This is a genomic window from Nesterenkonia xinjiangensis, assembly GCF_013410745.1.
Taxonomy (GTDB): domain Bacteria; phylum Actinomycetota; class Actinomycetes; order Actinomycetales; family Micrococcaceae; genus Nesterenkonia; species Nesterenkonia xinjiangensis.
In genome coordinates, this window is record NZ_JACCFY010000001.1 from 2,972,098 (window position 1) to 2,986,720 (window position 14,623).

The following is a 14,623-nucleotide window of genomic DNA, read 5'->3' on the forward strand; positions in this document are numbered from 1 at the left end:
CAGCGCGAACATGTGAGGCGGTGGGAGCTGTGTTCCTCGGCACCTACACCCCGCGCATGGACGAGAAGGGTCGTCTGATCCTCCCCGCGAAGTACCGTGACGATCTGGCTGAAGGCCTGGTCCTCACACGCGGGCAGGAACGGTGCATCTACGTGTTCAGCACGGAGGAGTTCCAGAACGTGCATCAGCAGATGCGCCAGGCCCCGCTGACCTCTCGACAGGCACGTGACTACATCCGCGTGTTCCTGTCCGGCGCCTCGGACGAGACGCCGGACAAGCAGGGTCGCATCACGATTCCGTCGGCTCTGCGGGAGTACGCGGGGCTCGATCGCGATGTCACGGTGATCGGCGCGGGGGACCGGGCTGAGATCTGGGACAGCGCGGCATGGAACGCCTACCTGGAGGAGAAGGAGTCGGAGTTCTCGTCGACGGACGAGGAGGCCATTCCGGGAATCTTCTAGGTGCACGGCATCCTCCGGGATGCCACAGCGTGCGGCACGCCGCACGGAACCACGAACAGGCGAGAGGGTCCTTGGGCGAGTTCTCCAGCCGCTCCGAGCGCATCCTGACATCCCTTCCCCGGTGTCAGGCGGCATCGGCGCGGAGGGGGAACCTGGTCAAGGATCCTCTCCGGCATCGGGAGGCGAACATGGCAGAGCGGAGTCCTGGAGACCGGCACGTCCCCGTGATGCGCGATCGATGCGTCGAGCTGCTTCTCGGCCGCGCGGACGTCCTTCGCCGGGCCGGACATGCGCCGGTGGTCATCGACGCCACCCTGGGCATGGGAGGCCATGCTGAGGCGCTCCTGTCCTCCTGCGACGATGTCCGGGTCATCGGCCTCGACCGAGACACCCAGGCCCTGGAGCTGGCCGGCCGACGGCTGTCCGCCTACGGAGAGAGGTTCCGCGGGGTCCGCACCGTCTACGACCGGGCGGACGAGGTCGCAGCGGAGGAGCTGGTCGACGGTGAGGCGTTGGCAGGGATCCTCTTCGATCTGGGCGTCTCCTCCCTTCAGCTCGACGAGGCCGAACGCGGCTTCGCCTATTCCTACGATGCTCCGCTGGACATGCGGATGGACGCCGCGGCGGACTCTGAGGACGAGACGGCCGCCGAGCTCCTCGCCCGGATCACCGAGGCCGATCTTCGCCGCATCCTCAAGGAGTACGGCGAAGAGCGCTTCGCCGGACGGATCGCGTCACGCATCGTGGCCCGGCGAGGCAGCACGCCGTTCACCTCCACCGCAGATCTTGCGGCCGTCGTCGATGCCGCCGTCCCGGGTGCCTCCAAGCGCACCGGCGGTCATCCCGCCAAGCGCACCTTCCAGGCGCTGCGCATTGCGGTGAACCGCGAGCTCGAGGTCCTGGCCGAGGCCGTGCCGCGTGCCATGGACGCCCTGCCGCTGGGCGGCAGGCTCGTGGTGCTGAGCTACCACTCCCTGGAGGACCGGCTCGTCAAGCAGTCGATCACCTCTCGGACCAGATCCTCAACACCCCAGGGGCTGCCAGTGGAGCTCGAGGAGCACCGGCCCACCTTCCGACCGCTCACCCGCGGGGCCGAGATTCCAGACCAGGAGGAGATGGCCGTCAACCCGCGAGCCGCCTCCGCGAAACTGCGATCGGCTGAGAAGATCAAAGTTGTGAGGAGCACACGATGAGCACACAGGCTGTTCCCGAACAGGACCTGTCCCCGGCGCGCTCCGCTGCAAGGCCGCAGCAGTCCCTCGGCCTGGCCGCGCCGGCCCTGCGTGCGCTGCCGAAAGTGCGCCGCCGCCATCGTGGTCTCACCGCCGGCATCATCGCTCTGATGGTCGCCGCGCTCGCCGTGGTGCTCGCGGTCAACATCCACGTGTCGAACGCCCAGTATCGGGTCGTGGAGCTCAGCAACCAGCACCAGCTGCTCACCCAGCAGAATCAGGCGCTCGAGCAGCAGGTCCTGCACCTGCAGTCGCCCCAGGTGCTCTCCGACACGGCCGTCTCGCTAGGCATGGTGATGCCGTCCGAGGCGGGTGCGTTCGATCTCGCCACCGCTGAGGTCAGCGGATCGGCCGAGGCCGCGGACTCGGCCGATCGCCCGTCCCGCTTCGTCTCGACTCCGGTGCAGCCCGGGGACGAGATGGCGCCTTCGCTGGATGTCGCGGAGCAGGCCGGCGGCGCCCCCTCCGGGATGCTCGGGACCGGCGCGTTGAACACCCTCACCCTGCCCGCCCCGGGGCACAATGGACAGCAGGCCGCGGAGGCGCCGGCCACAGAGGGCGGGTCCGATGACAGTCCTCAGCGGCTCAACGGCGGGACCATCCCGGCCCCCGGCCTGAACTGACAGCGCTCGGCCGTCGGGCTCCGCACCGTCGGTGCCCGGTCCCGTCCGCCGACCGCCCCTCAGACCTCGGAGGATCCCAGCAGCGATGGTGACGTCGAATCAGAGCGTGGACGACCGCCGCACGCGTGAGGGGAAGGTCATGTCCCAGCGCATGCGCATCGGCCTCGCGGCACTGATCGCGCTGCTGCTCGTGCTCGGGGTGCGGCTGTTCCACGTGCAGGGGCTCGACCCCTCAGGACACGCCCAGGCCGCCGTCTCCGAGCGTCTGCGCAGCATTCCGCTGCCCGCCGAGCGTGGAGACATCCTTGACGCCGAGGGGCGCACCCTGGCGACCAGCGTGCAGCGCTACGACCTGGTGGTCGACCAACGGCTCGTCGATGACTTCAGAGTCCGCGACGAGGTCACCGGTCTGTGGACCACCATGCCCCTGCAGACGGCGATCGCGGACCTCGCCGAGATCCTGGATGCCGAACCGGATGACCTGGAGGAGCGGATGAGCGGAGACCGCGCCTATTCGGTCCTCGCGCGTTCCATCACCCCCGACGAGCGTCGACGTGCCGAGGACCTTGACATCCCCGGCCTCTACGCCGAGCCGGTGTCCCAGCGCACCTACCCCTCCGGGGCGGTCGCGGGCTCCATCCTGGGCTTCGTCGGGTCCGACGGCGCCCCGCTGGAGGGCCTCGAACTCGCTCAGGACTCTGCACTCTCCGGCACCGACGGGGAACGCACCTTCGAGATCGCCGCCGACGGCGTCAGGATCCCCACCGCTCCCTTCGAGGAGATCCCTGCCGAGGACGGACAGGACGTGCGTCTGACAGTGGACCAGGACCTGCAGTGGTTCGCCCAGGAGGCGATCGCCCAGAAGGCCAATGAGTACAGCGCCGTCTGGGGCAACGTCACGATCATGGACGTCCGGACCGGCGAGATCCTGGCGATGGCAGACTCGGAGACGGTGGATCCGGCTGACCCCGGCGCCACCGATGAGCTGTTCCGGAGGCCCATCGCGCTCACCCAGGACTTCGAGCCAGGTTCCACCGGCAAGGGCATCACCTTCGCCCTGGCACTGGAGGAGGGTGCAGTCCTGCCCACCGACGCATTCACGGTGCCGAACCGTCAGGAGTTCGACGGCCAGGTCATCAACGACTCCATGCGCCATGAGACCTTCGACATGACGGCCGCCGGGATCTTCGCCCGGTCCTACAACACCGGCACGGTGATGATCGGCAACGAGGTGTCCGAGCAGGACCGCTACGACTGGATGCGCCGGGTCGGCATCGGAGAGGAGCTCGACGTCGGGCTGACCTCCTCCGCGGACTCCGTGCTGCGTCCTCCCGAGGAGTGGGACGCCCGGCAGCCCTTCACCACGCAGTTCGGCCAGGGCTACACCACCACGGTCCTGCACAACATCAGCCAGTTCCAGACCTTCGTCAACGACGGCGTCCGGGTGGATCCCACGCTCATCGACTCCTACATCGACCCGGACGGCACCGAGCATCCCGTGGAGGGCGGCTCCGAGCGTGTCTTCTCCTCAGAGACCTCCGAGGAGATGCTCAAGCTCATGGAGGGCGTGGTGGATCACGGAACCGCGAGGGCCGCGCAGATCCCGGGCTACCGCGTGGGCGGCAAGACCGGCACGGGGCAGGCCGCCGGAGAGGGGGGAGGCTTCGACGGGCATACGACGTCCTTCATCGGCGTCGCACCGCTGGACGACCCGCAGTATCTGGTGTCCGTGACCGTGCACCGCCCGCAGGGCAACTGGCGGGACTGGACGGTGGCCGACACGTTCTCCGATGTGATGTCCTACGTGCTGAGCACAAGGAACGTCCCGCCCTCCGGAGAGGAGTCGGAGGCCTACGACGCCTTCGTCGGTGACGATCAGGACAGGCCATGGTGAGCGCCGCGATGATCATCCGATGACCCTCGGATGACAGCCGGAAGGGCAGCTCCGCGCAGGTCACCGGCGGTGTCACCGATGTCGCATTCTGAGCTGCCCACCGGAGCTGCGGTGTCGTGATAGAACTTTCAACGGTCCAGCCCATCTGCCCCCTCCACCGGAACGAGAGACTCGATGCCCACCCCAGACGCCACGCTCTCCATCGCGGAGCAGGACAGCGTGTTCAGGCCCCGGAAGGTGCACGGCACCACTGTGGGCGTGCTCACCGAGGAGCTGCAGGCGGCCGGCTATGAGCCGCTGCTGACACCTGTGGGGCGTCGCGAGCACGAGACGCGGCTGAGCGGAGCCGCCATGAACCCCCAGGCCGTCGGACCCGGGGACCTGTTCGTGGCGGTCAGCGGTGCTCGCGCGCACGGCGCGGACTACTCCCGGCAGGCCGTCGACGCCGGCGCCGCGGCGGTGCTCACCGATGCCGCAGGGGTGGACCGTGTCCGGCATCAGGTGGGCTACCGAGTCCCGGTGCTGCAGGTGCAGCGCGTCCGCGAGGCCGTCGGACCGGCCGCCGCGGTCATCTACGGGAACACCGCGGCCTCCGAGCCGGCGCTGTTCGGGGTGACCGGCACCAACGGCAAGACCACCACCACCTACTTCCTGCGCTCGCTCCTCGAGGAGCTGCACCGTCCGCGAGGCCAGCACACCGGGCTGATCGGCACCATCGAGATCAGCGCGGGCCAAGACGCCATCCCCTCCCAGCTGACCACCCCGGAGGCGGTCCAGCTGCACAGTCTCATGGCGTTGTTCCGGGAGCGTGGCATCGCCGCGGCCGCCATGGAGGTGTCCTCACATGCCATCAGCTATCGGCGTACCGCGGGCCTGTACTACGACGTCGCCGGATTCACCAACCTCACGCAGGACCATCTGGATCTGCACGGCACGATGGAGGAGTACTTCGCGGCCAAGGCGGAGCTCTTCACCCGTCGTCGCACGCGGACCTCGGTGATCACCGTGGACGACCCCTGGGGCCACCAGATGGCCTCGGTGGCCACCGGTCGCGTAGTCACTCTGGCGACTGCTGGGCAGGCCGCGGAGGTGGACTGGCAGGTCGTCGACGTCGAGCCTGACGGGATGGGGCACCGCTTCACGCTGCATCACGCCCGCAGCGGTGAGCGCCTCCGGACCCGTACGGGCCTGCCCGGGCTGTTTAACGTCTCCAACGCGGCACTTGCGGCCGTCATGGTCCTGGAGGCGCCTGATGCCCCCTATGGGCGACAGGAGGTGGCCGAGGCCCTCCAGGAGCGCGACCCCTTCACGATCAGCGTGCCGGGTCGCATGCAGGTCCTGTGTGAGGCGCCGGCGGCGATCGTGGACTTCGCCCACAACCCCGACGCGATGATCCGGACCCTGGACGCGGCCGCCGCGACGAAGGGAGAGGGCCGGATCATCCTGGTCATCGGCGCCGCGGGGGAGCGGGATCGCAGCAAGCGCCCCACGATGGGGGCGATCGCAGTCCGCATGGCCGATCATGTGATCATCAGCGACGATGATCCCCACGGGGAGGACCCGGCGCAGATCCGCGCCGAGGTGATGGCCGGTGCCCGAGAGGCCGTGGAGTCAGGCGGCCTCACCACGCAGCTGGAGGAGATCGCCCCGCGCGCCGAGGCGATCGAGCGCGCCGTCGCCGCGGCCTCTCCCGAGGACACCGTCATACTGGCCGGGCGTGGCCACGAGGTGCACCAGGACTTCGCCGGGGAGCACCGCCCGATCGATGACCGGGTGGAGCTGAGCGAGGCGCTGCTCCGGCACGGCCACTCCCCATGGGAGATCATGGACTCCACCGTGCGGCAGAGCAGCCTCCAGACCGACGGCGTCCGGAACAGTCCACCCCAGCAGTCCGACGACCATGGGTGACGCCGCCCGCCGCCGCACCGCACTGCCCGCCACGACCCCACAGATCGGACCCGAGACAGCATGATCGAGCTCTCCGCGGCTGAGATCGCCGAGATCACCTCCGGCCGACTCTCCGGCCTCGATGACCCGCAGGCGGTGATCGTCTCCGCCGCGGAGACGGATTCGCGCGCCATGGAACCCGGTTCCCTGTTCATCGCGAAGCCCGGCGAGATCACCGACGGCCACCTGTTCATCGACGCCGCGCTCGCGGCCGGAGCCTCCCTGGTGCTCGCTGAGCGGGAGACCGCCGATCCGGCGGGGAGGCCGCATCCGGCCGTCATCGTGGACGACGTCGTCGAGGCGATGGGACGCCTCGCCGCGCAGGTCGTGAGCCGCATCAGGGCTCACTCGCCGACCACCGTCATCGGCATCACCGGCTCGGCCGGCAAGACCACCACCAAGGACCTCCTCCGAGCCGTGCTCGAGAAGGAGGGACCCACCGTGGCGCCGAAGGGCTCCTACAACGGTGAGGTGGGCGTCCCGCTGACGGTCTTCACCGCGTCGTTGGACACCCGATACCTCGTGGTCGAGATGGGCGCGGACGCACCCGGAAACATCCGCTACCTGGCGCAGATGGTGCGTCCCGACGTCGGCGTGGTCCTGATGGTCGGCTCCGCCCACGCCGGCAAGTTCGGCGGCGCGGACCGCATCGCCGAGGTCAAGCAGGAGCTGGTCGAGGAGGTCGGCGCCCAGGGGGTGGTCGTCCTCAACGACGACGATCCGCAGGTCCGTCGCATGGCCGACGTCGCCTCCGCCCCGGTGACCTGGTTCTCCGCGGACTCCATGGACGCAGTCGAGGGTGCGGTCACGGCCAAGGAGGTCCGTCTGGACGACGACGGCCACGTCCGGTTCACCCTGTTCCTCGGTCAGGAGATGCACGAGCTCACCAGCGGTCTGACCGGCACCCACCACGTGACCAACCTTCTGGCCGCGGTCGCCGCGGCACGCGCCGTCGGAGTGGCGGGCGAGCGCATCGTCGAGAGGCTCGACGGCCTGGGCCCCGGGAGCCGCTGGCGCATGGAGCGCACCGAGCGGCCCGACGGGGTCACGGTCATCAACGATGCCTACAACGCCAATCCTGAGTCCATGCGCGAGGCGCTGCGCACCCTGGCGATGGTCACCCGGCCCTCCGGGCGTCGCTCGGTGGCGGTGCTCGGAGCGATGCTCGAACTCGGTGACGAGTCGATCATCCGGCACGCCCAGCTGGGCGAGACCGTCGTCCGGCTCAACATCGACCGCCTGCTGGTGGTCGGTGACGCCGCCTATCCGCTCTACCGAGGTGCCGTGGCCGAGGGCAGCTGGGGTTCCGAGGTGCACTGGGTCGCCACCGCCGAGGAAGCTGAGGCTCACCTCGACCAGGAGCTGGTCAGCGGCGATGTCGTGTTGTTCAAGTCGTCGAACGGCGCAGGACTTAGACTGCTGGGAGATCGGATCGCCGCGAAGGGCTCCGACGACGTCGACGGCGGGAAGGCAGGTGCCTCGTGGTAGCAGTGGTGATCGGCTCGGTCCTGGGCCTGATCCTGACCCTCCTCGGCACCCCGCTGTTCATCCGGCTGCTGGTGAAGCGCAGCTACGGCCAGTTCATCCGGGACGACGGTCCGACCTCGCATCACGTCAAGCGGGGAACACCGACCATGGGCGGCGCGGTCATCGTGCTGGCCGTGGTGGTCGCCTATTTCGTGACGCACCTGTTCCTGGTGCTGACCCGTGAGCAGACCACCGGACCGACCGCCTCGGGCATGCTCCTGCTGCTGCTCATGGTCGGCATGGGCCTGGTGGGCTTCGCCGACGACTTCGCGAAGATCAGCAGGAAGCAGTCCCTGGGTCTGACCCCATGGGCGAAGATCACCGGCCAGGCCGTGGTCGGTGTGCTCTTCGCGGTGCTCGCGCTGAACTTCCCTGACCCCCGCGGGATCACTCCCGGCTCCACGGCGATCTCCTTCGTCCGGGAGACCGCTCTGGACCTCGCCTTCGCGGGCCCGATCCTCGGGGCGATCCTGTTCGTGATCTGGGCCAACGTCATCGCCACGGCGACCACCAACGGAGTGAACCTCACCGACGGACTCGACGGCCTGGCCGCCGGCGCCACGGCCATGGTCACCGCCGCCTACACGATCATGTCGATCTGGCAGTCGAACCAGTCCTGCGGCGGAGTCCGTGCAGTCGACGCGGTCTGCTACCAGGTGCGAGACCCCATGGACCTGGCTCTGCTGGCAGGCATCGTCACCGGCGCGCTGATCGGATTCCTGTGGTGGAACACGTCTCCTGCGAAGATCTTCATGGGTGACACCGGATCTCTGGCGCTGGGCGGTGCGCTGGCCGCCTTCGCGATCCTCAGCCACACCCAGCTGCTGTTCGTCATCCTCGGCGGACTCTTCGTCATCATCACCCTTTCGGTGATCATCCAGGTCGGATTCTTCAAGATCTCCGGGGGGCGTCGCGTGTTCCTGATGGCGCCGCTGCAGCACCATTTCGAGCTCAAGGGCTGGGCCGAGGTCACCGTGGTGGTCCGCTTCTGGATCATCGGCGCTCTGACCGTCGGCATGGGCATGGCCGTCTTCTACGGCGAGTGGGTGCTCACGCAGTGAGCGGGGCGCTCCACCCCCCGGCACCTCAGGAGCAGGGGGCGCCACAGGATCGTCGGCTCCCGGTCGTCCGTCCCGACCTCCTCGGCTGGGACGCTGGCTGGGAGGGTCTGCGCGTGGTGGTGACCGGGCTGGGCGTCTCGGGCTTCGCGGCCGCGGACACCTTGGCCGAGCTCGGAGCCCGGGTCGTCGTCGTCGACAGCGGGACGGGCGAGGCCCAGCGGAGGTACGCCGAGACCCTGGAGCTCGTCGGCGTGGTCGAGGTCCTGCTCGGCGCCGGACACACCGCCGAGCTGCCCGCCGTGGAGGGCGAGCCTGCCGAGCTGGTCGTCACGTCCCCGGGCTGGAGGCCCGATGCGCCGATCATCGCCGCAGCGCTGCGGCAGCAGGTGCCGGTCTGGTCCGAGGTGGAGCTGGCCTGGCGCCTCGGGGCACGGCCCGGGGCCCGGCAGCCGGAGTGGCTGGTGCTCACCGGCACCAACGGCAAGACCACCACGGTGGGTCTGCTGGAATCGATGCTGCGGGCCGACGGCCGCCGTGCTGTGGCCTGCGGCAATGTCGGCACGCCGGTGCTGGACGCCATCCGTGACCCCGAGGGCTTCGAGACGCTGGCGGTCGAGCTCTCGAGCTTCCAGCTGCATTACACCGAGCTGCTCGATCCGGTGGCCTCTGCCGTGCTGAACATCGCCGCCGACCACGTGGACTGGCACGGAGGGTTCGAGCAGTACCGGGCGGACAAGGCACGGATCTTCGAGAACACCCGAGTCGCCTGCGTGTACAACGCGGAGGACCTCGCCACCGAGCAGATGGTGGCCGAGGCCGATGTCCAGGAGGGCTGCCGGGCGATCGGATTCACCACGGCCACGCCCGGCCCCTCCATGCTGGGTGTGGTGGATGACGTCCTGGTGGATCGCGCCTTCCTCGCGGAACGACACCGCCAGGCCCTAGAGATCGGCCAGCTGGCCGACTTCGGTCCCATGGCGCCTCAGCACCTGGTGGCCAATGCGCTGGCCGCGGCCGCTCTGGCGCGCGCCGCCGGAGTCTCCCCGGAGGCCGTCCGCGAGGGCATCCGTGCCTATGAACCGGGGGAGCATCGGATCCAGCCGGTGGCGAAGTCCCAGGACGTGCTGTGGGTCAACGACACCAAGGCCACGAACCCGCATGCCGCGGCGGCCTCGCTGAAGAGCTTCCAGGACGTCGTCTGGATCGCCGGAGGGCTGCCCAAGGGTGTCGTCTACGACGAGCTCGTCGTTGAGGTGGCCCCGCGGCTCAGGCAGGTCATCCTGCTGGGCAGGGACTCTTCCCAGCTGAGATCCAGCCTGGAGCGACACGCGCCCGGCGTGCCGGTGGTCGGTGGACGCGTGGGGGATGATGGGGGCGGCGGCCCGCTCCCTGCGCTGGAGCGGCGGCTCCGTGGAGAGGACGGCGCCGACGCGATGCGCGCCGCCGTCGAGGCGGCCGTTGAGCGGGCGGAGCCGGACCAGACCGTCCTGCTGGCTCCCGCCGCAGCGTCGATGGACCAGTTCGCCTCCTACGGGGCGCGCGGTGAGGCCTTCATCGAGGCGGTCGCCGCGCTCATGGACCGGCGCCACGCCGGCGAGGCCCGGCTGGGCCGGCCGGGGCCGGCGCACGCGGAACAGGCTGAGCAGGAGCGGACCGAGGACCGCTGAGGAGAGCACCACGGATCAGGAGGACGGCATGGACGACCGACGACCCCGTCTCCCCTCCGTCAGGCGGCCCGCATCATCGGCTCCCGACTCGCGTCCGGAGGCGGCCCCTGCCGAGCACGGGCCGACCACGGCCGCGGATGCGGAGGACGCCGCAGCAGGCGCCTCCCGTCCGGCCGCGGAGCCCTCCCCGGAGGAGCTGCGCAGCCGCATCCACGTCGTCGAGACCGCCGGGCCCGACGCAGGAGGCGTGACGGAGGCGCAGGCGCCCGCCGGGGAGCCCGGCGGATGGAAGGTCGAGCGTGCCTCCCGCTGGTCCGGCAGGATCCGCCGCTTCTGGCGCTTCACGGAGGGCGGCAGCGCCCACACCAACTTCTGGCTCGTGCTCGGCTCCACCCTGGCACTGACCGCCATCGGACTGACCATGGTGCTCTCCTCCTCCTCGGTGGACGCCTTCGGAAACTCCGGAAGCTCCTTCACCCTGTTCATCCGCCAGGCGATGTGGGCCGGAGTCGGGCTGATCGGCATGTTCCTGATCTCCCGGCTGCCCGACCGTGCCCTGGGCCTGTTCGGCTGGGTGCTGATGATCTTCTCCGGGCTGCTGCTGGCGCTGGTCGTCTTCACCCCGCTGGGGCATGAGGTCAACGGCTCCAAGAACTGGCTTCGCCTGGGCCCGGTCCAGGGACAGCCCTCGGAGCTGGCCAAACTCGCGTTGGTCCTGTGGGGCGCGGCGGTGCTGACCCGGAAGGGACGACTGGTCCGGCAGTTCGTCCACTGGGTCATGCCGCTGGTGCTGCCCGGTGCCCTGTCGATCCTGGTGCTGGTCCTGCTTGGTGGTGACCTGGGCACGAGCCTGATCATCCTGCTGATGGTGGGCACGCTGCTGTTCACCGTCGGCGTCTCCTGGCGCTACTTCGCGGTGACCGCGGTCTCCGCCGTCGTCGCCGTCCTGCTCCTGGCCTGGACGAGTTCCAACCGGCTCTTCCGCATCCAGGCCTGGCTGGGCATGAACTGTGACCACGCCTCGGACCCTTGCCACCAGTCCCAGCAGGGCATCTACGCGCTGGCCACCGGCGGCTTCTGGGGCGTGGGCCTGGGCCAGTCCCGGCAGAAGTGGCACTACATCCCTGAGGTGGAGAACGACTTCATCCTCACGATCCTCGGCGAAGAGCTGGGACTGTTGGGCACCCTGGTGGTCCTGCTGCTCTTCGGCGCGCTGATCCTGGGGATCTTCCGGGTCGCCACCAACACCACGGACCGCTTCGCCCGGCTGGCGTGCATGGGCATCGCCGCCTGGCTGGTGGGCCAGGCGTTCATCAACATCGGGATGGTCACCGGTCTGCTGCCGGTCATCGGGGTGCCTCTGCCGTTCATCTCCTATGGCGGATCCGCGCTGACCTGTGCCCTGCTGGCGGTCGGGGTGGTGCTGAACTTCGCGCACCGACGACGCCGCGAGGATCGCGATCGGGGCCATGCTGGACCCGAAGAGACTCGAACAGGGGAGAGCCGCACCTCCTCTCGCGTGGCCCGCTCCCGGGTCCCGGAACCCAGTCCAGAACGGAGTCGGCGTCCTGCCGGCCAGAACAGGAAGAAGGCCGTCTCTCCATGAGCACACCCTCTGTGGTCCTCGCCGGCGGCGGCACCGCCGGCCACGTCAGCCCGATGATCGCCGTCGCCCGAGCCGTGGAGCGGCTCGCGCCCCAGGCGCTGGTGGCGATGATCGGCACCGAAACAGGGCTGGAGACGCGTCTGGTGCCGGAGGCAGGATATGCGTTGGAGACCATCGAGAAGGTCCCCATGCCCCGGCGGCCCTCGCGGGACCTGGTGCGCTTCCCCGGACGATTCCGGAAGGCGGTCGACGACGCCGCCGCGATCCTCACCGCCCGGGACGCCGATGTGGTCATCGGTGTCGGGGGATACGTGTGCACTCCTGTCTATCTCGCGGCCCGGCGTCTGGGAGTGCCGGTGGTCATCCACGAGGCCAACGCCCGGCCCGGTCTGGCGAACCGCCTGGGCTCCCGGCTGGCGACGTTCAGCGGTGTGGCCTTCGAGGGCACCCCGCTCAAGGGAGCCCGGTGGGTGGGCATGCCGATGTCCCGGGAGATCTCCCAGCTCGACCGCTCCGCAGCGCGCGAGAGGGCGCGCCGTGAGCTGGCCCTGGATCCGGACCAGGTGACGCTGGTGGTCACCGGAGGCTCCTCGGGCGCGGCTTCGGTCAACCGAGCGGTCGCCGACTCGCTCGACGAGCTGCTGGCCACCGGGGCCCAGGTGCTGCACCTGACCGGCCGGGACAAGATCGTGCGTGACGAGTCCGGGGTGCCCGTGGCGCGTGAGGGGTATCATCAGCGCGAGTACCTCGACGGGATGCAGCAGGCCTATGCGGCCGCGGACCTCATCGTCGCCCGGTCCGGGGCGGCCACCGTCTGCGAGATCGCTGCGGTGGGCTTGCCGGCGGTCTTCGTCCCGCTGCCCATCGGCAACGGTGAGCAGGAGCTCAACGCCCGAGAGCTCGTCGACGCCGGAGGGGCTCTGCTGGTCAAGGACGAGCACTTCACCAAGGACTGGATCAGGCGCAATGTGGCCCCGCTGCTGGCCGACCCGCGACTGCTGCGCACCATGGAGGGCCACGCCGCCGAGCGAGGGATCACCGACGCCGACGAACGCATGGCCCGGGCCGCGCTGGACGCCGCAGGACGCGGGGAGGGAGAGCGATGAGCGACGGAACCGTCTCTGAGGAGCCCATGCAGGAGCCGCTGACCCCCGCACAGCTGGGACGGGTCCATCTTCTGGGGCTGGCCGGTGTCGGCGTCTCGGCCGTGGCCCGTCTGCTGCAGGCCGCCGGGGTGCCGATCTCCGGCACGGACGGCAAGGAGCTGCCGGTGCTCGATGAGTTCCGCGCGGCAGGGGCCTCAGTGCGCGTGGGCTACCGTTCCGAGAACATCGCGTCCGTCGAGCGGGAGACCGGGGAGAGGATCAGCACGATCATCGCCTCATCGGTCGCAGCCGAGGGCAACCCGGAGTACGACGAGGCCCAGCGCCGTGGCCTGCGCGTGCTGCACCGCTCCGAGGGGCTGGCCGCGGTGATGGTCGGACGCCGCTCCGTGGCGGTGGCCGGCACCCATGGCAAGACCACCACCTCGTCGATGACCACGGTGCTGCTGGAGCAGAGCGGACTGGAGCCGAGCTTCGCCGTGGGCGCGACGGTGGCCGGACTCGGCGTCAACGCGGCCTCTGGGGCGGGGGACTGGTTCGTGGCCGAGGCTGACGAGTCCGACGGGTCGCTGCTGAACTATCGCCCGGAGGTCGCGATCATCACGAACGTGGAGGCCGATCACCTGGACCATCACGGCACAGCCGAGGCCGTCCACCAGGTCTTCGTGGACTTCACCCAGCGCATCCTCGACGGCGGTGAGCTCATCATCTGCCGTGATGACTCCGGAGCCCGCCGACTGCTCGAGCAGGTCTCGTCCGACCTGACGGCCCGGGGCGTCACGGTGACGTCCTACGGGACGTCCTCGGAAGCGGATCTGCGCCTGGAGGGCCACGCCGAGGCGGCCGTCGGCGCGCTCGGGCAACGGTTCACCGTGCGCACCGGACAGGGGCCCGATGCCGAGCAGGCGCAGGTGAGTCTCGCCGTGCCGGGTCTGCACAACGCCATGAACGCGCTGGCAGCGCTGGCCGTGGGCCTGCGCGCTGGTCTGGACCTCCACGAGGGTGCCCAGGCGCTGGAGCACTTCCAGGGCGCCGCGCGGCGCTTCGACCACCGCGGCGAACACCGCGGTGTGCGGGTCTACGACGACTACGCCCATCACCCGACGGAGGTCGCCGCCGTCCTGACGGCCGCTCGTTCCGCAGTGGGGGAGCAGGGCCGGGTCCACGTGGTCTTCCAGCCGCACCTCTTCAGCCGGACGCAGCTCTTCGCCCAGGAATTCGCCCAGGCGTTGGCAGCTGCGGACACGGTGGCGGTGCTCGACATCTATCCGGCTCGGGAGGAGCCCATCGCCGGAGTGACCTCGGAGCTCATCGCCGAACCCCTGTTCGCCCGTGCCGGTGCCCCCGCAGGAGGACGGCTGGATCGTCGGGAGGCGGTCCGAGTCGTCGCAGGAGCAGCAGGTTCCGGGGACATCATCCTCACCCTCGGGGCCGGTGACGTCACCGCGCTGGGCCCTGACCTGGTGGAGGCGCTGCGAGGATGAGTCCCCGCCGCCCTCGTC

At 69.8% G+C, this 14,623-nt stretch carries 11 protein-coding genes; all 11 read left to right on the plus strand.

Going from position 1 to position 14,623, the window contains the following annotated elements:
* Positions 1–29: 29 nt before the first annotated feature.
* The 11 genes from mraZ (at position 30) to murC (ending at position 14,605) form a co-directional block, all read left to right on the plus strand.
* The gene (gene mraZ / locus HNR09_RS13370) at positions 30–461 is read left to right on the plus strand and encodes a division/cell wall cluster transcriptional repressor MraZ (protein WP_179543205.1); all 432 of its coding nucleotides are present in this window, start codon (positions 30–32) and stop codon (positions 459–461) included.
* A gap of 188 nt (positions 462–649) precedes the next feature.
* Positions 650–1,654: a 16S rRNA (cytosine(1402)-N(4))-methyltransferase RsmH gene (rsmH, locus tag HNR09_RS13375; RefSeq protein WP_179542492.1), complete on the plus strand. Its 1,005-nt coding sequence runs from the start codon at positions 650–652 to the stop codon at positions 1,652–1,654.
* Entirely contained in the window at positions 1,651–2,316 is a 666-nt protein-coding gene (gene ftsL / locus HNR09_RS13380) for a cell division protein FtsL (protein ID WP_179542493.1), read from the plus strand. Before rsmH ends, ftsL begins: the two co-directional genes overlap by 4 nt.
* Positions 2,317–2,401: 85 nt before the next feature.
* Complete coding sequence (locus HNR09_RS13385; RefSeq protein WP_246348841.1) at positions 2,402–4,210, plus strand: peptidoglycan D,D-transpeptidase FtsI family protein; 1,809 nt, start codon at positions 2,402–2,404, stop codon at positions 4,208–4,210.
* A 174-nt stretch (positions 4,211–4,384) separates the two neighbouring features.
* Positions 4,385–6,118, plus strand: a complete 1,734-nt coding sequence (locus tag HNR09_RS13390) for a Mur ligase family protein (protein ID WP_179542494.1) — start codon at positions 4,385–4,387, stop codon at positions 6,116–6,118.
* 60 nt (positions 6,119–6,178) lie between these two features.
* Positions 6,179–7,645: a UDP-N-acetylmuramoyl-tripeptide--D-alanyl-D-alanine ligase gene (locus tag HNR09_RS13395; RefSeq protein ID WP_179542495.1), complete on the plus strand. Its 1,467-nt coding sequence runs from the start codon at positions 6,179–6,181 to the stop codon at positions 7,643–7,645.
* A complete protein-coding gene (mraY, locus tag HNR09_RS13400) occupies positions 7,639–8,745 on the plus strand; it encodes a phospho-N-acetylmuramoyl-pentapeptide-transferase (protein WP_179542496.1) in 1,107 nt (368 codons plus the stop codon). Before HNR09_RS13395 ends, mraY begins: the two co-directional genes overlap by 7 nt.
* Complete coding sequence (gene murD / locus HNR09_RS13405) at positions 8,727–10,412, plus strand: UDP-N-acetylmuramoyl-L-alanine--D-glutamate ligase (protein ID WP_378936934.1); 1,686 nt, start codon at positions 8,727–8,729, stop codon at positions 10,410–10,412. The genes mraY and murD overlap by 19 nt, the downstream gene beginning before the upstream one ends.
* Before the next feature lie 28 nt (positions 10,413–10,440).
* Positions 10,441–12,018 carry a putative lipid II flippase FtsW gene (gene ftsW / locus HNR09_RS13410; protein ID WP_179542497.1) on the plus strand — a complete coding sequence of 526 codons (1,578 nt, stop codon included), beginning with the start codon at positions 10,441–10,443 and terminating at the stop codon, positions 12,016–12,018.
* Positions 12,015–13,124, plus strand: coding sequence for an undecaprenyldiphospho-muramoylpentapeptide beta-N-acetylglucosaminyltransferase (murG, locus tag HNR09_RS13415; protein ID WP_179542498.1), 1,110 nt, complete (start codon positions 12,015–12,017; stop codon positions 13,122–13,124). Before ftsW ends, murG begins: the two co-directional genes overlap by 4 nt.
* On the plus strand, positions 13,121–14,605 hold the full coding sequence (gene murC / locus HNR09_RS13420) for a UDP-N-acetylmuramate--L-alanine ligase (protein ID WP_246348844.1): 1,485 nt from the start codon (positions 13,121–13,123) through the stop codon (positions 14,603–14,605). Before murG ends, murC begins: the two co-directional genes overlap by 4 nt.
* The last annotated feature ends 18 nt before the right edge of the window (positions 14,606–14,623 follow it).